The 21,132-nt window shown below is 66.1% G+C and carries 14 protein-coding genes; 4 read left to right on the forward strand and 10 right to left on the reverse strand.

Annotation, left to right across the window (positions count from 1 at the left end; genetic code table 11):
• Position 1: 1 nt before the first annotated feature.
• The 4 genes from Q0O95_RS04415 to manA form a co-directional block, all read right to left on the reverse strand.
• The gene (locus Q0O95_RS04415; protein WP_293695737.1) at positions 2–1,636 is read right to left on the reverse strand and encodes a DUF5719 family protein; all 1,635 of its coding nucleotides are present in this window, start codon (positions 1,634–1,636) and stop codon (positions 2–4) included.
• Complete coding sequence (locus tag Q0O95_RS04420; protein ID WP_293695740.1) at positions 1,633–4,428, reverse strand: glycosyltransferase family 2 protein; 2,796 nt, start codon at positions 4,426–4,428, stop codon at positions 1,633–1,635. The genes Q0O95_RS04415 and Q0O95_RS04420 overlap by 4 nt, the downstream gene beginning before the upstream one ends.
• Before the next feature lie 54 nt (positions 4,429–4,482).
• Entirely contained in the window at positions 4,483–4,818 is a 336-nt protein-coding gene (locus tag Q0O95_RS04425) for a WhiB family transcriptional regulator (RefSeq protein ID WP_293695743.1), read from the reverse strand.
• Positions 4,819–4,987: 169 nt separating this feature from the next.
• On the reverse strand, positions 4,988–6,091 hold the full coding sequence (gene manA, locus Q0O95_RS04430) for a mannose-6-phosphate isomerase, class I (RefSeq protein ID WP_293695746.1): 1,104 nt from the start codon (positions 6,089–6,091) through the stop codon (positions 4,988–4,990).
• A 110-nt stretch (positions 6,092–6,201) separates the two neighbouring features.
• Between manA and Q0O95_RS04435 the strand changes: the two genes are divergently transcribed.
• Positions 6,202–7,377, forward strand: coding sequence for an acyl-CoA dehydrogenase family protein (locus Q0O95_RS04435; RefSeq protein ID WP_293695748.1), 1,176 nt, complete (start codon positions 6,202–6,204; stop codon positions 7,375–7,377).
• 22 nt (positions 7,378–7,399) lie between these two features.
• Here the strand turns inward: Q0O95_RS04435 and Q0O95_RS04440 are convergent, their stop codons facing one another.
• Positions 7,400–8,149 (reverse strand): polyprenol monophosphomannose synthase, encoded by a 750-nt coding sequence (locus tag Q0O95_RS04440; RefSeq protein ID WP_293695750.1) that lies wholly within the window; start codon positions 8,147–8,149, stop codon positions 7,400–7,402.
• Between the two features lie 88 nt (positions 8,150–8,237).
• On the opposite strand from Q0O95_RS04440, the gene Q0O95_RS04445 reads away from it, so the two are divergent.
• Both Q0O95_RS04445 and trmB read left to right on the forward strand, forming a co-directional pair.
• Complete coding sequence (locus tag Q0O95_RS04445; protein WP_293695752.1) at positions 8,238–9,524, forward strand: O-antigen ligase family protein; 1,287 nt, start codon at positions 8,238–8,240, stop codon at positions 9,522–9,524.
• A 229-nt stretch (positions 9,525–9,753) separates the two neighbouring features.
• Positions 9,754–10,470, forward strand: a complete 717-nt coding sequence (trmB, locus tag Q0O95_RS04450; protein ID WP_293695754.1) for a tRNA (guanosine(46)-N7)-methyltransferase TrmB — start codon at positions 9,754–9,756, stop codon at positions 10,468–10,470.
• Here trmB and Q0O95_RS04455 read toward each other — a convergent pair.
• The 5 genes from Q0O95_RS04455 to Q0O95_RS04475 all read right to left on the reverse strand — a co-directional run bounded on the left by Q0O95_RS04455 (position 10,467) and on the right by Q0O95_RS04475 (position 18,632).
• Entirely contained in the window at positions 10,467–11,438 is a 972-nt protein-coding gene (locus tag Q0O95_RS04455) for a glycosyltransferase family 2 protein (RefSeq protein ID WP_293695756.1), read from the reverse strand. The two genes, trmB and Q0O95_RS04455, sit on opposite strands and share 4 nt — an antisense overlap.
• A 39-nt stretch (positions 11,439–11,477) precedes the next feature.
• Positions 11,478–14,381 (reverse strand): hypothetical protein, encoded by a 2,904-nt coding sequence (locus Q0O95_RS04460; protein WP_293695759.1) that lies wholly within the window; start codon positions 14,379–14,381, stop codon positions 11,478–11,480.
• A gap of 96 nt (positions 14,382–14,477) precedes the next feature.
• Positions 14,478–15,671: an ABC transporter ATP-binding protein gene (locus tag Q0O95_RS04465; RefSeq protein WP_293695761.1), complete on the reverse strand. Its 1,194-nt coding sequence runs from the start codon at positions 15,669–15,671 to the stop codon at positions 14,478–14,480.
• Positions 15,671–16,531, reverse strand: coding sequence for an ABC transporter permease (locus Q0O95_RS04470; RefSeq protein WP_293695763.1), 861 nt, complete (start codon positions 16,529–16,531; stop codon positions 15,671–15,673). The genes Q0O95_RS04465 and Q0O95_RS04470 overlap by 1 nt, the downstream gene beginning before the upstream one ends.
• Positions 16,532–16,580: 49 nt before the next feature.
• Entirely contained in the window at positions 16,581–18,632 is a 2,052-nt protein-coding gene (locus Q0O95_RS04475) for an acyltransferase family protein (protein WP_293695766.1), read from the reverse strand.
• A 108-nt stretch (positions 18,633–18,740) separates the two neighbouring features.
• On the opposite strand from Q0O95_RS04475, the gene Q0O95_RS04480 reads away from it, so the two are divergent.
• A complete protein-coding gene (locus Q0O95_RS04480; protein WP_293695769.1) occupies positions 18,741–21,128 on the forward strand; it encodes a polysaccharide pyruvyl transferase family protein in 2,388 nt (795 codons plus the stop codon).
• Positions 21,129–21,132 lie beyond the last annotated feature (4 nt).

Genomic DNA, 21,132 nt, shown 5'->3' on the forward strand with positions numbered 1-21,132 from the left:
GCTAATACTCGACGTGCAGCGCTCCCGCGGCGGTCGGTGACGGTTGTACCGGGAACCCGGCCGCCCGCCCGTCCGGTTCGTACGTGACCGAAGCGCGCAGCCCATCCCCCGAGAGCAGCACTTCGCCACCCGGCGGCGTCAGGCTGACGACCTGCCCCGGCGCAAGCACTCGCTCCTCTTCTCCGATCGTGAACGTCTGCTCCTCATCGCTCGAATTCATGACGTGCAGTCGCAGCCCTTCGTCATCCAGCGGCAGCTCGAACCGCACTTCGCCGTCGATCGTCCGCGAGGGCGCCATCCACGCGAAATCCTCTTCGGAGGCCCCTTCCGTCGGCGTGAACCGCACACCGGCGGCAACGGGCACTTCGCTCTCGACCGTGATCGCGTACACGCCTTCCCCGAGCTCCTCGAGCGGCAGTTCCGTCACGCGACCGTCCGTCAGGTTGAGCGTTGTCGTGATCGGATCACCGTCATCCGAGGCGAACGTCACCTCCGCCTCCGTGTTGTCGCCGTCCGGCAGCAACCGCAGAACCGGGCCCGCGTCGACGTGCTGCTCGTCGTCGAGATGCGTGTGCCCTGCTGCAATGGGGATGCCCAGGAACGTCTGTTCACCGCTGACGGCGACGGTCGCACCGGTCGTGTCGATACCGCCGGGGTCGAGCGTGCGGATCGTCGTCTGCTGCAGGAAGGCAGCGACCGGGCCGCCCTCGCTCGTGACCCGAACGGCCGGCGCCGCATTGCCGACGGAAATCGAAGCGAGATCGACGACCTCCGCGGTGCCCGGGTCGATCACGACTCCGGAGTTCGCGGCTGCGCTCACGGGGCCCTCGGCGCCGAAGATGTCGAGCGTGACGCGCGCCTGCTGCTCACCGGGGTTCGCGAGCACGATCGATGTCTGGCGCCCCGTGGCGGTCGAACCGCCGACGAGCCACTGGCTCCACGTCGGCGATGAGCACGCCTCCGCGCCGATGCCCTGGATCTCGCTCGAGCCGACGTCCGACACGGAGACTCCCGCGATCGTCTCGCTCGTCGATGGCGCCGACACGACCGTCAGCTCCGCATCCTCAACGCCCTCAAGCGGAATCTGCTCGATCGCGGCGTCTTCGAACTCGGGGATAGCCGCCTCGCCATCGCCGACGAGGGAGCGAGCCTCCGCATCCCCCGGAACACCGACACGCACCTGCTGCGGCGGGCACACGAGCTGCTGTGTTCCCGACTGCGGTGCAAGCCGTTCGGTCTCACGCAGTTCTATGTGCGACGGCGCCGTCTCGCCGAAGGCCCACACGGACCCGAACCCCAGCGCGACGGTTGCCGCGATGGCGGCGACGCCGACGAGCGATCGGCTGCTCCACAGCGCGATGGTTTTCGAGCGATTCGCGCGCTGTTCGCGTTCGGCCTCCTCGTTCCACTTCGCCTCGCTGTCCGTCGCGGTGACGTCGTCGGCGTGCTCGGTGTCCATGGCGAGGGCAACGGGGTCGGGATCCGCCCCCTCCTCCCGCTGCTCCTGCGAGTCGCGTGCCGGCGAGCGGCCCTGTTCGAGATCGCCCTCCGTGACGACCGAGGCGCCAGCATCATCCCAGCTGTCGTGCTCGGGTCGCTCGTGGTCGTCAGGCTGTTCGTGGCGTTCGTCGGTCATGCGAAGTCCTTCCTGGCCTCCGGTGCTCGCCGTACTCGCTTACGCGCTCCTCGTCGCATCGACGGCAACGCCAGCAACAGCGCCAGCAGCAGCACGAGCAGCTGCGCGAACAGCAGCCACCATGCCCACGCCGGTGTATCCGGCTCGTACTCGCCGATCGCATCCGATGTCCACAGCAGCCCTGCGTCGGTCGCCCCGACCGCCTGCAGTTCCGCCCGCTCATCCAGGCCCCTGCTGATCGTCTGGTAGAGCGATTCCCCGGCGCCGGACGCATCGCGGAGCAGGATGAAACCGATGCCCGCGTCCACGAGCGTTTCGGTCGCATCCATGGAGCTGCCCGACACCAGGTCAACAGCGAATTGACTCAGATCGCCTGTCGCCTCCGACGGCTGCCGCGCGGTTGTGTTCACCGTCTGCACGTCGCTGAGCACTTCTCCCTGCCCGCGTACGACCGTGAGTCTGATGGTGTCGGGGCCAACGGGTTCGATCACGAGCGTGCCGACGTGCGGCTGCTCGTCGGCCGCGGCGACGACCAGCGCCGGCATCGAACGCTCCGGCTCCGGCTGCACGACGGACGGCGTCATAGCGGCACCGATCACGAGTGCGATCCCCGTGACGGCCGAGCAGAGGGTCACGATGATGTTGACAGCTGCGCTGCGCTCCGCCAGCACGCCGATCGTGATCATGGCAGCGATGACGAGACCCAGTGTCGTCAGGCTCAGACCGGGGCCCGTCCAGATGAACACCTCGGTATCGCCTTCGAACGCGACAGCGATGCGACTTGCGGCGACTGCGGTTGCGAACCCTGTCAGCGCGACCGCGACTCCGGCGACGCCCGGGAGCGCCCGCACGAACGGCGCCGCGAATGCGGCCAGCACAAGAGGAGCCGCGAGCCCGATCGTCAGCCACACGGGCCAGACCGTACCGGCGATCTCCATGCCGGACAGCAGCGGTGAAAGTGTCGCGAGTGCAGCATCCGGGTATCCCGTTGCGAGCACGAGGGCGTCTGGGATGTCGTAACCGAGCGGGATGCCCGGGTCTGCCAGCGCCGCCAGCCAGTGTCCCGCCTCCGAGTGCGCCCAAACGAGTGGCGTGAACAGCGCGGCCGCGGGCACGAGCATCGCGACCGCACGGAAGGCGCCGCCCGGACGGACTCGGGTCAGGAACCAGATCGCTGCAACGGCGACAGCGGCGAGGGCCGCCGGCAGCAGTGACGGGGCGCCTGCCAGCACGATGGCCAACGCGAGCGATCCGGTAGCGACGCCGCGCCAAGAATCACGCGCACGGATGAGCCCGTACGCGACCAACGGCAGCGTGACGTGCGCGAGCACCGCACCGATGCGGCCATCCACGATGCCGGCGAACAGCGACGGTGAGAACGCCCAGACCGCGGCGGCGACAACGGGAGCCCACACGACCCGAGTGAGCCTCCGCACGAGCAGCCAGACGGTGACCGTCGACAGTGCGGGCGCCAGCACCAGCAGCAGCACGATGGCCTGCGACGGCTGCCAGAACGTCAGGGAGCCCAGCAGCGCCACGACGACCGAGAAGGGATCTGCCGGCCCGGGGAACGAGCCCAGGAGGTCCCGGTCGCCGAACAACGCACCGGACCACATGTCGGTGAATGACCCGAGCGGCAGCAGTGCCCCTCCCGTAATGCGGGCGCTCGTGACGATACCGATGTTCGTGATGACGCCGGCGAGCAGCGCAAAGGCGAAGACCCAGAGCGCGCCGCCCTGCGCGAAACCGACGAGGTCGTCCGCGTCGGTCGCGTTCTCGACGACATCGTCGCCGACGAGTCTGCGGCGGGCGCGCAGTGTTCGCCAGTCGATACGCAGGGAGGACAGCGTCGTCCAGCTGCTCGTTCTCGTGGTGCGGATGCGCCTTCTGGCATTCGTGATGTTCCGGAATCCGAACATCGCGGCAAGAGCCGCGGAGAACTCGCTGATGAGCGCCGCCGGTCGCTTCGCCAGGACGTGCCCGACACCGCGAATCAGAGCGAGCGGGAGTGCCAGCAACCAGTGCAGGATGAGCGCGAACGCGTTCGCATACGCGAACCGCCGATGCAATTGGGCCCGCCTGCGGACCGCCGTGAGCGAAGCATCCGACAGGCTCCTGGCCGAGAAGAGTTCTGGGCCGCCGTTGCGCTGGATGCGCGCTCGTGGCTGCAGCGCGACCTGATGACCGGCGAGCCGGGCCCTGACTCCCAGGTCCAGCCCGGCGTCGACGGTCATGAGAGCGGGGTCGAAGCCGCCGAGCTCCTCAAAGACGTCGCGGCGGATCAGCAGCCCGGTTTCCGCGACACCGAGAACATCCGAGCGCGAGTCGTACTGCCCCTGGTCGAGTTCACCGGCAGCGAGGCGGACGGCGTTGCCGAAGGGTGTCATCGTCTGACCGAACTCGTTGATCGTGCGGGCATCACCGACGCGCATGACCTTCGGACCGATGATCGCGAGATGGCGGTTGGCCTCCGCGGACGAGGTCAGCTGTGCCAGGGCATCCGGCTCGGGGGCGGCATCGTGGGCGAGCAGCCACAGCCAGTCGCCGTCTTCCGCGTCGGGAAGCTCAGCGACGCCCTGCGCTGCGGCCTGGCCGTAGCTCAGTTTGGAGCGAAGCTTGACGACGGTATCGACGTGCTCGCGCATGAGGTTCGCGGAGTCGTCGCTGCTCGCGGTATCGACGCCGACGATCGTGTCGGGCCGCTTGGTTCCCGCTGCGAGGGCTTCGAGGGTACGCGGAAGTACCTTCGAAGCGTTTCGGCTCACAAGAACCGCGAATACTCTACTGCGCACCCTGACAGGCTAGATGCCGGGTTCTCGCGCGGCCGTCTTGGACTCGGAGCGTCGTCAGGCGCGCTTGCGAAGCTTGCGGCGTTCGCGCTCCGAGAGCCCGCCCCAGATGCCGAACCGTTCGTCGTTCTGCAGCGCGTATTCGAGGCACTGCTGCCGAACTTCGCAGGAGTCGCAGATGCGCTTGGCGTCGCGAGTCGATCCGCCCTTTTCCGGGAAGAATGCTTCGGGGTCGGTCTCGGCGCAGAGTGCGTCGGCCTGCCATGCGAGGGGGTGTTCGCCGTATTCGCTGCCGCTGCCGGGAATCCCTGGGATACCGAGATGGACGGGATCAACAAACCAGTCGTCAGGTACGCCACGGTGCATACCGCCGTGCGATGAGTCCACCATCATGCTCCGTTCCTCTGCAGGCAACCCGTCCGAGCGCCTACCTAATTACAACGGTGTTATTCCGGTTTCGTCAAGTCGGCGATTCTATGAGTGTTCACAGGAAGAGCCGGGATTGGCCGATTCAGCGGCGTGTCTCGGCGGATTTCCACGCACACGCCCGAGGTGCTGGAAGTTACTGCGCCAGCGCGAGCCAGGCCGATTCGGAGACGATCGCAACGCCCTCGACGTTGTCGATGAAGGCCGCTTCTCCTGCTGCCAGCTCCTCGACACCGTCCGCCAGCGTGACCGTCGTCGGCGCGACCGCGATCAGGATGCCGCATGCGGCGACGCCGGGGGCGTGTTCACCATGGATGCGACGCAACTCGAACGGGGCATCCGGCGAGTACTGCAGAGCTCCCGCCAGCGTTCCGCGCGCCATGCGCGGCTCGGGCAGCGGCGAGAAGTCGGCGATGCTCATGAGCTCGTCGACATCGATGTGCTTCTGCGTCAGCCCGGCACGCATGACGTTGTCGCTCGGCCCCATGAGTTCGATGCCGACACCCTCGAGATAGGCGTGCAGATTGCCGGCCGGCAGGAACAGGGCTTCGTCGGGGGCCAGTGTGACACGGTTCATGAGAAGACCGCCGACGACGATGCCCGGGTCGCCGGGATAGTGTTCCGCCAACCGTCGCACCGTGTCCCCCGCACCGGCGTCCTCTCGGCTCAGGATCGTGACGGCGCCGGTGACCGCCGCAACGACGCCGGCGACCGCGTCGTCTCTCGAGAGCAGCCACGCCACGGCAGACTCCATCGAGGTATCCAGGCGCTCCAGCAGCGGCTCGGCTCCCGCATCCACCGCCGTCACTGCCCGCAGGAGTTGCTGTGCCTGCGCGATGGATCGCAGACCGCAGAGCGCTTCGAACTCGGTGACCGCGACGATGATCTCGGGCTTCGCGAACGGGTCGCGGTACGAGCGATGCGGTGCATCCAGCGGGATGCCGGCAGCATTCTCACGCTCGTAGCCGGCTTCAGCCTGCTCGGCCGTCGGATGCGCCTGCAGACTGAGCGGCGATCCTGCCGCGAGCACCTTCAGCAGGAACGGCGGATGCGGAACTTCGGCTTCGTCGAGCACGACCCCGAGCGTGCGGCCGTCGGCAACCCGTGCGGGGCTCCCCTCGTGCGTGCCCAGCCACAGTTCAGCTTCACGAGCGGACGACCGCTGCCCGAACAGCGCGCTGATCCTGCCATCGCTCCCCCATGCGTAATCGCGCGGCGAATTGGAGATCTTAACAAACATCGATGCCCTTCCATCCTGCTTTCGCTGTCGAGAGTAGCAACGGGTGTGCGGCAACGCGCCATCCGGCCTAGTCTTTCGGTACGAACGCCTACCGCTCAGAGAGGACCGAAATGGGCATCGAACCGCTTCCCAGCGACTTCTACGGTTTCGAACAGGAGCTCACGGAGCAGGAACAGGGGCTGCTGAACAAGCTGCGCGCCGTGCTCGATGACACGCACGGCATCGTGCAGGAGCACTGGCACAAGGACGAGTTCCCGCACGGGATCATCGAGCCGCTCGCGAAGACCGGCGCGCTCGGCTTCAACTGGGAAGAAACCTGGGACTTCCAGGGCTCGGCAGCGTTCCGCGGCTGGATCGCGTTGGAGATGGGGCGTGCGGATGCCTCCATCGGCACGTTCGCGGGCGTTCAGAACGGTCTCGCTAGCGGCTCCATCGGTGTCTGCGGATCACCGGAGCAGCGCGCCGAATGGCTGCCGAAGCTGGCAAGCGGCGAAATCATCGGGGCATTCGGACTCACGGAACCGGAGAGCGGCTCGGACGCCTCGCTGGGCCTCAAGACCGGTTGCCGTCGCGAAGGCGACGAATGGGTCATCAACGGCGCCAAGCGCTGGATCGGCAACGCGACGTTCGCGGACATCGTCATCATCTGGGCGCGCGACGAGGAGGACGGTCAGGTCAAGGGCTTCATCGTGCCCACGGAGACCGAGGGCTTCACCGCGACCAAGATCGAGAACAAGATCGCGCTGCGCATGGTGGAGAACGCCGACATCACGCTCGAGAGCGTTCGTGTCCCCGAGTCGCTCAGGCTGCAGAAGGCGAACTCGTTCCGTGACACCGCGAAGGTGCTCAAGCTGACGCGAGCGGAGGTCGCGTGGCTCGCCGTCGGCGTCATGGCCGGTGCATACGAGGCCGCCGTCCGTTACGCGAAGGAGCGCGTACAGTTCGGCAAGCCCATCGGGCAGCATCAGCTCGTACAGGAGCTGCTGGCGAAGTCACTCGCGAACATCACCGCGTCCATCGCGCTGTGCACGCAGGTGTCGAAGATGCAGGACGAAGATAGGCAAGAAGACGCCCATTCGGCCATGGCGAAGATGTTCGTCACGGCCAGGATGCGCGAGGTCGTGGCCTGGGCACGCGAGGTCTGCGGCGGCAACGGCATCGTCACCGACTACGACGCAGCACGATACTTCGCCGACGCGGAGGCTCTCTACAGCTACGAGGGCACGTATCAGATGAACGCGCTCATCGTCGGCCGCTCCATCATCGGCAAGAGCGCCTTCGCATAACGCTGCGCGCGGTTCTGACGCGTCAGATGCCGAAACGACGAAGCGCGTGCCGCAGCTGGGCCGCGCGACGGCCGATTCCCCAACCGGTTACCTTGACGAGCGCTTCTGTGACGATCGCGCCACCCATCTTCGACGCGCCCGCTTTACGCTCGCGGAAGACGATGGGAACCTCGACGATGCGCGCTCCCGCATCCGCGACGATCCTGGTCATGTCGATCTGGAAGCAGTAGCCGGCGCTCGTGACGCGGCGCAGGTCGATGCCGCGCAGGAAGTCGGCTCGAAATACCCGGAACCCGGCGGTCATATCGTGCACCGAAATCCCCATGGCGACGCGTCCGTACGCGTTTGCGGCTCGCGAAAGTCGTGCGCGATCCTCGGCCCAACCGTCGGTTCCGCCACCGGCGACGTAGCGCGATCCGATCACGAGGTCGGCATCCCGTGCCGCAGCCAGCATGTCGGGCAGGGTCTGCGCCGGGTGCGAGCCGTCGGCATCCATCTCGATAATCAGGTCGTAGCCTTCGCGCAACGCCCACCGCATCCCGGCGAGGTAGGCGGCGCCGAGGCCGCGCTTGGCTTCGCGATGGAGCACGCGGATACGCTCGTCCGCAGTCGCGAGTTCGTCGGCCAGTGCGCCGGTTCCGTCAGGGCTGTTGTCATCGATGACGAGAACGTCAACGCCGGGCACCGCGAAAATGAGTTCGTCAAGCGTACGAGCGAGCGACTCGATCTCGTTGAAGGTCGGCATGAGCACGACCGCGCGTGGTTGGGGCAAAGCGGCTCCGTTGTCTGCGGCAAACGAGCACCATCTTGTCATACGCGAGGATGAGGACGCTTACAGCCGTTCGTGGCACGATGGACGAGTGACTGACGATCGACGGCTGACGGTGTTCGCCGTGCTCGTGATCGTGCAGCTCTCGTGCGGCGATCTCGTTCGCAACATCATCGGCTGGCCCGCATGGGGGGCAACGGTCGGGGCGCTGCTCGTGTGGGCGCTGGTCGAACTGTGGTTGCGTCGCAAACGCGTGAAACGGCCCGGTATCGCGGTGCTGATGTTCCTCGCGCTAGCGTTCCTCTCCGCATTCTGGGCTGCATCCTGGTGGTCGACGCTCCTGGGCGCCGCAATAAGCCTCGGGATCGCGGCGTCCGCGCTCGTTATGACGTGCATGCCCCTGCAGCGATTCATAACACTGCTGCACTGGTGCTTGCAGGCCCAGCTGATCGGGTCGCTCCTGTTCGAAGTCGCGGCAGCGCTGCGCGGAGGCGGCGTTCGGCCCGTCTGGTACGGCGATATTGCGAACAGCGAAGTCTATTGGTGGACGCACGGCGAACTCTTCGCGGGCGGCCGCATCTACGGGCTCCCCGGCAACCCCAACCTCATCGCGATGCTCGCGATGCTCGCGCTCATCATCGCGGTCGCGAGGGCGCTCTCGGGGCGAGATCGCCGGACGTGGCCCGTGTGGGTCGGCCTGTCCGTCCTGATGATCGCGCTGAGCCAAAGCATCACCGTTGCCCTCATCGGCGGGGCGATCCTTGCGGCGTCCACGCTCATCGTGATTCGCTTCAGAGTTTCTCGGCCCGCCTACTATCGCGCGTTCTTCGCTTCGCTGTCCCTCATGGGCATCGCGGTCATCATCGGTGCCGTCCTATGGCAGGCGCTCGCCGCATGGCTGGGTCGTTCTTCGGACCTGACGGGGCGTCTCGACATCTGGCGCATCGTGCTCGTTCGCTGGCTCGACAGCCCCATCGTCGGAGACGGGTGGATGGGGTATTGGATGCCCTGGGTCGAGCCCTACGATGGGCTGATCGTGCACGGCTCGATCGTGCATCTGCAGGCGCACAACGCCTGGATCGATATGGCCCTGCAGCTCGGAATCATCGGCGTGCTGATCTTCTTCGCACTGCAGGTGACGGCGATGCGGAACGCGGTCGCCATCATCCGCTACGGCAACGAGCACCCTGCGATCCGGGCGGTTCCGCTGCTGCTGCTGATCGCGCTCGCAGTGCAGGGGCTGACCGAATCGCGACCGCTGACCGAGATCGGCGCACTGCTGCTGTTCGTCTTCGCAGCCGGCCTGCCGCGGAGCCGCGAGGGAGGCCCACGCACGTTGCCGATCGAGACGCAGCCTCGGCAGGAGCAACCGAAGTAGGCACGTCGCCGCCTCTCGTGACGCTGCTCGGCTCGGTGCCGAACGCCGGGGAAATCAACCCGTGTGACCGAATGTCGGGCCGTTTTCCATACATTCGGGCAAACCCATACATTCGGCACAGTCAAGCGGATGGGCACATCCGGGCAGGGTGCAGGCACCGCGTTTCATAGCGCGCCGGCGCAGCAGTGCGCCACGTGCACTCCCCTACGACGCGTATCGTAGACATGCCATGGATAACGAGAATCCCCTGTACCGAGAGCGACCCGTCAGCTTCGTCCGCCGCGGCTCCCGTCTGCAGGGCCGCAGGCAGCAGCTCTGGGACGACTACGCCGACCGCTTCGTCATCGATGTACCCCGTGACGTCGGTGCCACGAGCATCGATCCGGGGTTCCGGCTCGACCCCGAACAGACGTTCGGCAGGGATGCTCCGCTCGTCATCGAGATCGGCACGGGTCTCGGCGAGGCAATCGCTGCCGGCGCTGCAGCGCATCCGGAGAAGAACTTCCTCGGCATCGAGGTGTACCGGCCGGGTATTGCGAGCCTCCTGGGGCATGCGGCGCAGGCGAACGTGAGCAACGTGCGCGCCGTGCTGGCGAACGCGCCCGATGTGCTGGAGACGATGCTCCCGGCGTCGAGCGTCGCGGAAGCGTGGATGTTCTTCCCCGACCCGTGGCACAAGAAGCGTCACCACAAGCGCAGGCTCGTGCAACCGTACTTCGTCGATCTTGTCGCGAGAGTACTGCGGCCGGGCGGCACGTGGCGGCTCGCAACGGACTGGCAGGAGTACGCCGAGCACATGCTGGACGTCACGGATGCATCTGAGCACTTCACCAACCCGAACGACGGCTACGCTCAGCGCTTCGACGGCAGGACGCTCACGAGCTTCGAGAAGAAGGCGGGGCAGGCGGGGCGCGCCATTTTCGACATCGAGCTCACTCGCCGCTAATCGAGCTCCACGAGTTCACGCGCTTCGGCCAGCAGCGTCGCCGTCTCCTCGTCGGTGAACGGAACATCGCGAACAGCATCGACGAGGGGCCCGAGATACCTCGGCAGCACGGGCTCCAGCGCAGTCAGGGCATCCCGCAGCGTCGGCTCGAACACGAAACCGTCGCCGGGACGAGGTTCGCTCGTCACCATTCGCGCCATATAGAACGGCAACAGGCGGCCTTCCTGCCAGCGTCGCCAGTCGCGCATCCCGTGATGGTTCGGGCTCGGCCGCAGTGTCGGGTTCGCCTCGTATCCTCTGCCGGCGTTGATGGTCTTGCGTTCGAACTGCTCCCACGATCGCCACGGAACGTGCAGCACCTCGATTCCGGGGCCTCCCGGGGGCTCGCCCTTCGACAGCAGTGAGGTGAAGTGGTTGCCCTGCCGCACGTCGACGCCGGGATGCCCGACATGGATCGCATTCGGCGTCGGGTGGGCAGGAACACCGGCTGCGCGGAGTTGCCCGGCGCTGCGTTCATCGCGCCACAGCATCCTCGTGATCAGCCCGCCGCCGGTCTTCGCAACCGGCCCCACGAGGTTCACGACGGGGACGGTGGTCGCGACGATCTCCTTCGGCCACGATCGGATGACGTCACTCACGAATGCATCCGGTGTGCGCGAGACGACGAACTCGTCGGCGTCGGAGTTGACGACCCAATCGGCCCCGAACTCGACGCGCGCGAGGCGTGCCATCCGCGTAACGACCTGGGTCTGCTGTTTACGATGCTCCGGGTCGTGATAGACGGTCACGGGAGCGACGCGCGCATACTCGTCCAGGATCTCGCGGGTTCCATCGCGTGAGGCATTGTCGGTCACGAGGATGCGATCGAATCCCTCCGCAAGGTGGTGCTCGATCGCCGCCGCGATGACATCGGCTTCGTCGCGCACCATCATCGTCATGACGACGCGGCGCTGAGCGGGTTCGTTCACGGCACCCATTCTCGCAAAGGTGGCTCGCCCGGGTTCACACTAGGGAGCCGGCGGCACCTCCATCAGCACGAAGTCGTCGAGCTCGAGATTCATCCATACCGGCATCACTCGCATGTACGCGTCCGGCATCGTGACGCGCTCGAGATTCTGAAGCCCGGCATCCTCGAGGGTTCCCTCGGTTGCAGCACGCAGTGCACCATCCTCCAGGACCCAGAGGCGACCGCTCATGTCGGTCATGACCTGCGTCGCCTGCACATCGGAGACGGTCAGGAGACCGCACAGGTCCGCGGGCAGCTCCACCGGGTTCATCGCGAGGTGCTCGAGGGCGCCCTCTGCAACGGGGTGCACCTGTTGACTCGAGGCGAAGAACACCTCGTCACTGCAGGTGACGAGCCAGCTGTCGAGTGTCGTGTCGTGCGTGCCGACATCGTCGAGATCGCTGTCGCTCAGCGCTACCGGGGTCTGCTGCAGGCCGAGCGAGACGAGGATCGCCTCGTCTGCGACGGGTACGAGCCCCGCGTCGGCCGAGAAGATGTACCGGTCGTCGCTGTCGCCGATGACGACCTGCCCGCTCTCGAGGACTCCGTAGGAGGGGATGATGTACGACTCCCCGACGGGGAACGAGTCGAGCAGCCCGGAGGGCAGCACGAGCCGGTACTTCGTCGGGAGATCGCCGTTCTGGAGCGTCGCGAGCTCGACCGGGCGCTTCTCACCGTGCTCCATGAACCAGAACTTGCCGTCGCCGTCCGTCACGAGCTGCGAGGCCCGGTGGTCGGAGAAAGCGAGCGCTTCGCACAGGTCTGCGGGAAGCTCGGTGAACGACATATCGAAGTGCTCACGCGTCTCGTTCGACTCGAACGAGAAGAGCTCGCCCCCCGAGGCCACGTACTGCGTCGAACCGCAGACGAAGCCCCAGCCCGAGATCTCGTTCGAGGACAACCCCAGGGATGCGATCTCGCTCGCGGACATCCGCGTCGCGGCCGTGTCGATACCGAGCGCTTCGAGGTACACGGAGTCGGCGACCGGGAGCAGCCCCTGCTGGGCGGAGTACACGTACTGCTCTCCGCTCGCGGCATCCTGTATGACATCGCCCACCGTCGCTTCAGCAGCTGGGGTATCGGGGGCCGTGTGATCGCTTCCCTGCGTCAGCGAGTTGATATACCGTGGCGGCAGCGTGACCCGGAACTTGTCGTCCAGGTCTGCCGCTTCGAGGGAAGCCTGCGTCGCAGCGCGCTTCTCGCCGTTCTCGATAACCCAGAGGTCATCGCTCAGGTCGCTCGCGACCTGCGAGACTTCGTTCTCGGAGAACGTGAGCGTCTCGCACAGGTCTGCCGGCAGTTGCGTGGGAGTCATCCCGTAGTGGCTCTGCACGGCCGCCGATTCGAAGGGTTGCAGCACACGAGAGGATGCGAAATAGCTCTGGCCGTTGCACTGGATGGCCCAGGAGTCGAGCGTCTGGGAGGCGAGGCCGTGGGCCGCTATCACGGAGCTTCCCACGTTGCGAATATCGCCGGCTCTGCCCATCGACACGAGGAAGGCGCGATCGGTGACCTCGATCATGCCGGCATCCTCCGAGTAGATGAAGTAATCGCCGTTGTCCGTGTCGCGCAGGACGTCGCCGGTCGTCGCGTCGACTCCGGTGAACGCGTCCCCCGTCGGCATCGTCTCCGCGAAGAGCCTCGGCAGCGTGATGCGGTACTTGTCGTCGAGCCCGACGGCTTCGAGCGCCCCTTCCGTGGCGGCACGCTTCACGCCGTTCTCGATGAGCCACAGTCCGCCGGCTTCATCGATGGCAACCTGCGAAACCTTGTCCTTCGCCTTCGGCAGCACACCGCAGAGGTCAGCGGGCAGTGCCGTGAACGGCACACCGTAGTGGTCACGCGTTGCAGCCGATTCGAAGTGCTGCAGAAGACCCGAGGACGCGAGGTAATTGGCATTGCCGCAGCGCAGCCCCCAGCCTCTCACCTGCGTGGACGAAAGGCCGTACTCGTAGATCTGAGTGGGAGCCATCTGCCGTACGTTGTGGTGCAGCCCCATCGACACGAGCTGCGGGCGCTCGGGAATGCGCACGAGTCCGTCGCTCTCCGAAAACACGAAGTAGTGGCCCGTCGACGTGCTCTGGACGACATCGCCCGTGCCGAGCGAGCTACCGGTCGGGTCGCCGAACCAGTCGGTGTACATGCGCCAGAAGTTCCGGTTGCCGTACGACGAGCAGGTATCGCCCGTGCCGTAGAGATTGTTCATCGCGGCCTGATTGGGCTGGTAGGGCGTGTAGTTGTACAGACCCGCGGTCGCGTAGTTCTGGATGAACACCTGCGAAGAGCCGCAGGAGGAGCTCGGATTGTAGAGCACGGAGTTCCAGGCGTTCGGCTGGTGCCTGAACTGCGTCGGGTGCTCCTTGTAGTACTGGTAGGCGCGCGCCCCGTAATACATCTGCGTGAAGAAGCCGCCGAAGCCTGCGTCGCAGGGCGCTGTATCGGGGCATCCGTACCCGGTTGCCGACTCGAAGCGCCACGGAGCCGGATTCTGCAGCGATACGAGACTCTGCTCCTTCTCGATCAGCACGATCAACGCTTCCTGGCTGATGTTGCACGCCTCCCCGACCCGCTGAATGATGCTTGCCGCACTCTCGTTGTCGCGACCCTCCAGTCGGTCGCAGTACAGCGAGGCCGCCATCGTCGGCGTCGGCTCCGTGTAGTTCAGGATGCACGTCTGCCCCGTCTTACAGCCGGGGTTCTTCGACTCGAGGAACGACTGGACCTGCGACGCGCTGGTCATCGCGCTGCCGTTGTAGAAATTCTCGTCGGAGATGATGTAGCCGGCGTCGAAGTCGCTCGCGTCGGCGGCATCGGCGTCGCGATCGAGGTACGGAATCGCGACCAGCACCGCCGCTATCAGCACGGTGACAAGAGCGAGGGACCAAAGGCGGAGGGACTTAGCCATGGGGTTTAACCTTCAACTGGAGCTTCAGGACTCATCCAGCTTAGGTGACACGCCGCCGAAATACCAGCGTACGTCAAATTTTCAGGTAATGAGCAACTACTGCTGCATCTCGAACGTCCACGGCACCTGCACGAGGCTGCGGTCGGTCCAGAACTCATTCCTGTCGACTCGAAGAGCGCCGAGCCGGGTCACATTCGCCTGCGGCTCCTGCGCGCCTTCCGCACGAATGTCGGCGTTGAACCAGTACATCCCCTCCGTCAACGGCAGTCGCTCCGCGACGACGTCGATGACGTGCTCACCCGCTGCAACGGCATCCGGGATCCATCCCCTGTCGGCACCGTTCACACGGAAGACCGTCTGTTTGCGCTCGTTCGCCATCGACAGCGTGAAGACGGGGCGTTCGAGACGCTCGTGCGCCGTGAACCGCAAGCGGATGCGCACCGGCTCCTCGGGGCTCACGATGTCGACGGACTCGTCCAGCGAGTTCAGCACCTCGACGCTCTCGAGAGTCACGCCACCCAGCCCGACCGCGCGAGGCGACGCCGTGTGCGGCTGCTTTGCGGAAGCGAAGCTGGCCTGGAATTCGGGGATGATGTCCTCTGCTTCACCCACACTCATGAGTTTGCCGTGGTCGAGCCATGCGACCTGGTCGCAGAACGTCTTCATGAGCCCGACGGAGTGGCTGACGAGCATGATCGTCGTGCCCGACTCCTTGAGGTCGTGGAACTTCTGCCGCGACTTGGCCTGGAAGTCCGCATCGCCGACCGAGAAGATCTCGTCCACGACGAGGATGTCGGGCCTGGTGTGAATCGCAACCGAGAATCCGAGCCTGACGTACATGCCGCTCGAGTAGTTCTTGACGGCGTTGTCGATGAACCGTTCGACCCCCGAGAACTCGACGATCTCGTCGAACTTCGCATCGACTTCGCGCTTCGACATACCGATGATCGCGGCGTTCAGATAGATGTTCTCGCGACCGCTGAGCTCCGGGTGGAACCCTGACCCGACCTCCAGCATGGCCGCGAGCCTGCCGTCCGTCACGATGCTGCCCCTGTTCGGCTCGAGGATGCCCGCGACGCACTTCAGCAGCGTCGACTTCCCGGAGCCGTTACGCCCCATGAGCCCGAAGGTCGTGCCTTTCTCGACCTCGAACGAGACGTCGTCGACAGCTTGGAAATCCTCGTAGGCAGCCCTCCTGCCCTGCAGGATGGTGCCCTTGAGCGACTGATTGCGGTCGTGATAGATCCTGAACGTTTTCGTGACGTCCTCGACCCTGATGGCGCTTGGCACTAGAGCTCCTCGACGATTCGGGCCTGGTGGCGATTGTAGACGAGCACCGCGAGCGCCGTCAGGACGACTCCCCAGCCGGCGATGATCAGGATCGACGAGAGTTCGGGCCACGCGAAGTCGTAGAGCACGCGACGGAAGGCGGTGAGGATCTCGAACGCGGGATTGAGCTTGAAGAGCGTCACGAGCGGAATCTCCGTCCCGAAGAACGTCCAGCCCCGCTCGACGAGTTCCTCCTGCGCGCTCTGCACGATGCCGAGCGGGAACATGACGCCGGAGCCGTAGAACCACACGCGCGTCAGGATGCCCCAGAAGTGCTCGATGTCGCGGAAGTACACGGTCGAGACCGCCAGCAGCAGCCCGAGCCCGAATGCGAACAGGGCCGTCAGCAGCACGAGCGGCACGAGCATGATCAGCCGCAGGATGACCTCCCAGCCGCCGAAGAGCCCGCAGATCACGGCGAGCACGAGCAGCTCGGTCAGGAACGTGTACGTGCGTGAGAGTACGCGAGACATGGGCAGCGTCCACCTGGGCAGATAGACCTTCTTCAGCAATCCGCTGAAGGAGATGTACGAGGTCATGCAGTCGTTGATCGTGCCGCTGAGGTAACTCCAGACGATGATGCCGACCGCGAGCCACAGTCCGTAGATTTCCATGCCGGAATTGATACCGGGGGCGGGAGTCGCCCTGAACAGCAGTCCGAAGACCACCCAGTAGATTGCGATCTGCGCGAGCGGGTTGATGAGCGACCACGTGCGACCGAGGAAGGTGCGCTTGTACTGGCCCTTGACGTCGCGGCTCGCGAGCGCCTGCAGCAGCTGCCAGGTGTTATCGCGGGTTCGCGTTCTCTTGACCGTCGCCATGGCTCTCCATCACTCGTGATGCCCGCGCGGCACGGCAACTGCGCAGGCATCAGCCATTATCAGACAAGATCTCGTCGAGCCGTTGTTCAACGTACGGTCTCATCGACTCCACGTAGGTGTTCGTCAGATGCCCCACTGTATCGCGGTAGACGACGATGCCTCCGATGACAGCGGGGCAGCCGTCCTGCGTGCAGAACAGATCGTGCGTTTCCAGCAGGTGGGCTCCCGACTCCTCGGCGGCCTCCGGTAACCGGTCGGTGGGATCCATGGCCTCCTCGACCGTCATGGCGCAATCGTCGACCGTCGGGTCGAACGTAACGCGACTGATGCAGGCGAGTGATTCGTCCGTGAAGTTCGGGGCGTCTTCGATGACGACGACCTCCGAACCGTTGTCGATGACCGGCTGCCAGGCCTCGACGTAGCCTTCGACGGGGTTGTCCCACCCGAACACCGCCCACCTGGCGGCCGAGGTGATCACGATGTCGTAGGGCTCGTCGGGGTCGGCGACATCGCGCTCTACGACGTCGTGCAAGTCTTCGCACAGTTCGTAGTCGTCCATCGCGGTCGTCCACTGGCAACCGTTGCCGAGGTAGTAGTCGATGTGCCAGCCGCGGTCGTCGGCGATGCGATTCAGCATCGTCACGTACATTGCCATGTGGCTGTCGCCGATGATCGCGACCCGCACGTCCTTGTCCGTCTCCTTGGGCCCCGAGCAGTCGGGCCAGTCCTGGCCGGCTTCACGCCAGCAACGGAACTGGCCGTGGATGTCGTCGGCAGCGTGGTCGACGGCCGGCACGACCTCGCCGTGGAGGTCCTCCACATTGCAATCGTTCATGATGGCCCTCGCGCCGTAGCACGTCGGCGGCGCGACCGCCTCGGGCTCGGCATCCGCAACGGGCTGCGTCAGCTGGAACACCGACAGTGCGCTGAACAGCAGCGACGCCGCCGCGACGGACGAAACGACGACCTTTCGGCGTTTGGTCCAGGACCATTTCTTCGACAGCCACGGCGACTTCCGCGCCGGGTCCTCGATGTACTTGAACGACAGCGCAGACAGCACGAGCGTCAACGTCAGCGTCACGAGCCAGTAGAGCACCGTCGCGTCCGCGAGGAAGGCGAGCGAGAGAATCACGACCGGGAAGTGCCAGAGGTACAGCGAGTAGCTGATGTCGCCGATGTACTTGCTGACGGGGTTCGTCAACGGGAAGACGGCGCGATCGTAGGCGGCGTCCCGGTCGGCTCCCGCGAACAGCACGACGGCTGTCGAGACGACCGGCAGCAGGCCCCACGGATACGGGAATCCGTCGGCGGGATCGATGACGAGCCAGCTCGCGACGATGCCGACGGTGCCCGCGTACGCGAGCACGATTCCGACACTTCTCGGAGGCCGCCACGGTACGTAGTGCAGGGCGACGGCGAGCATGGCGCCGAGCCCGAGCTCCCAGGCACGCGACAGGGTCGAGAAGTAGGCGACCGTCGGGTTCGTCTCGGTCTCGTAGGCCGCCCACACCAGCGACGCGATCGACAGCGCGGTGATCGTGCCGAACAGCAGCAGCCCGCGCACTTTCGCCGACCCGCCGAAGCGGATGCCGAGCCACAGCACCGCGATGATCAACAGCGGCCAGACGACGTAGAACTGCTCCTCGACGGAAAGCGACCAGTAGTGCTGCATCGACGACGGCGGCTGCCCTGTCGCGAAGTAGTCGGTGCCGGTGGCTGCGAACCGCCAGTTCGCGACGAAGATCGCGGCGAAGATGCCGTCGAACGCAGTGTCGATCGCACGGATTCTCGGCAGCACGAACGCGGCGATCGTGACGGTCACGAGCAGCACGGCGAGCGCTGCCGGCATGAGCCGTTTCAGACGTCGCCGATAGAAGTCGGTCATCGAAATGCGGCCGTTACGATCGAATTCTCGCAGCAGCAGCCCCGTGATCAGAAAACCGGAGATGACGAAGAAGACATCGACGCCGACGAAGCCGCCGACCGGCCAGTGGAAGACGTGATTGACCACGACGCTCAGCACCGCCAGCATCCTCAGACCCTGAATGTCCAGTCGCTGATGCTGCTGCCGTCGATCCGGCATCGCGTGCCCGCTCATCATCCCCTAGCGTCAGTGGTCGCAAAACGAGTCGAGTGTATTCGACCGTCCTTCGAACTTACCTTTCGGCGAGACCGCGTGCACTCGAGGCCCCGGAATAGACTGGGCCTCGTGTCCAGCCCGGAGCGCATCCCCTCCTCCCCCCACACCGTGAACGTGCGGGGGGTTGACGTGTTCAGGTGGCTGCCTCGTCGTTTCTCGGCGCTGCCCGAGTACCAGCCGGAGAACTTCGGCGACGCGCTCGCAGCCGAACTCGTCCGCGGCATCGTCGCGTGCACCCCGGCTCTGCGGCAACAGCACAGATCGCACCGGCTGCTCTCCATCGGTTCGGTGCTGCACTTCGCTCGGCCGCACGATGTCGTCTGGGGCACCGGTGTCAACGGCAAGGTCGAGGGCGCGAGGGTCGGTTCGAGCCAACTGGACGTTCGTGCCGTGCGGGGGCCCCGGACACGCGACCTGCTGCTGCAGCGCGGTGTTCCCGTTCCGGATGTCTTCGGTGACCCCGGCCTCCTGGTCCCGACCGTCTTCCCCTTCACGCGCGACTGGGCCCAGCGGAAACGCCGTGCACGTGCCGTGATCCCGAACCTGAACGACGCGCGGGACTACGCGTCCCATCCGGACTTCGTGAATCCACTGGCGCCGCTCTGGGACGTCATCCGGCGGATCGCGGAGAGTGAATTCGTCATCGCGTCTTCGCTGCACGGCATCGTGATCGCGGAAGCGCTCGGCGTGCCCGTGCGCCCGCTCGAGAGCCCAGCCGAACCCGCATTCAAATACGACGACTACGCAGCGGGAACCGGCCGCGACCGCCTCCCCGCGAGCGCAACGATCGAGCAAGCGCTACGGTCGGGGCCCATCGCGCCGCTCGAGTGGAACGCCGAACCCCTGCTCGAGGCCTTTCCGGGCGATCTGTGGCGAACGGTCGAGCACTCCCACGCGCTCATCGCCGGCGCGGATGCCGCAGCGCTCTCCGCCACGCTGGCGAACGTCGAGAGCGTCGCGGGGCCCGCCGACGAAGTGTTGATCGGTCTGAGCTCGGACTCGCGGGAGGTCGAGGAGCGAGCGCGTGCAGCCCAAGAGCGGGACCCGCGCATCCGGCTCCGTTCCGTCGCGACGCTGCGCTGCTCCGGAACACCGTGGGACTTCATGTTCGACTGGGCTCGCGGCAGCACCGTGTCGTTGCTGACCGCGGGAAGCACCTATCGCGACGGATTCTTCGAACGAGCACGCACGAACCTCGAATCCTCGCGGGCCGTCGGCGCCTTCGGCCGCGTGCAGACGTTCGGCAACGGCCCCGACGACGACCCGTGGCGCACAGCGTCCGTGTTCGACGCCGAAGCCGAGATCACACTCGCTGAGCATCCCGAACTCCTTACGCTCGAGGGGCTCGCGGGGGCGGTGCTTTCGAAACAGCGGATCGACGATCACGCCCGGCTCGGCCGCGGTGAACTGCCGCTGCTCGGGGTACTCGCGCAGAGTCTCGAACGGAGCACACCGCTCATCATCGAGCCGGAACTCGCTGCCCTGTTCGCGCGGCCGGAGCCCGCAGAGCTCGAGGCGCCGGGGCTGTCGAACACGCTCGATCGATATGCGGACGCACTCACGGGTCTGCCGGAAGCAGCGCGCCCGATGACCTCCGACGCCGTGCTCGTCGGCGCCGCTCGCGCCATCGAGTCCTGGCCCGGCGAACCGCGATCGAAGGATGTTGCGGATGCGTCACTGCGATTGCTGCGCGCGCTGCGACCAACCGCCGCAACCGACGCCGATCGTGCTCTTCCGCTGGTTGCTGCGGCATTCGGGCTCGGCCCGCTCTGGACGGGCGCACCGGATGCCGACGCCGTCGAGGCATTCGAAGCCGCGAGCCGGACGCTGCAGCACGAGGGCCCGGAAAGCGCGTGGATCGCTCGTGCGCTCGTAGCGGGCATCCCGCACATCCTCGCCGTCGCCGTCCCAGAGCAGCTGGCGTCGCTGCGGCGCGCTGCAATCGCGTTCGGTGAGCACGCCGTGCACGATGGCGTTCCCCTGCCGAGCCCTTGCGCGGCCACTGTGGCGGCTGCGCACGAAGGCGACGACGTCTCGTTCGCGCTCACAGCGATCGCCGACGACGCGGTGGAGATCGAGCACGCGGTTCCTACCGGCGTGGGCTTCCTCATCACCGGCACCATGCCTCGCGTATTCGCGAGGCAGCGCCTGCAGGTGTGGGTTTCGGATGCGGCAGCCGGAACGGCGCGCGTCGGCAGCCTGACCCCCGGAAAACCCGCGGATACCCGGCTGACGTTCGCCGGTCACGTCCGTCACGCGTTCGCCCCGGCCGGCAAGCTCGAACTACGTGTCCCCGGCGCTATGCGCGGACCGGCCATGACGACCGCGCGCACGCCCGTTCGCAAGGTACCGCAGCAGTTGTTGCGCCCCGTGGAGATTCCCCTCGACGGGGGAACCGCGCTCCTGGTACGCAGACCCTCGCCGCTCTCCGTCGTGCGTGCCCGGCTCCGGCACTAGAGCC

The organism is uncultured Agrococcus sp., from assembly GCF_945915485.1.
Taxonomy (GTDB): domain Bacteria; phylum Actinomycetota; class Actinomycetes; order Actinomycetales; family Microbacteriaceae; genus Agrococcus.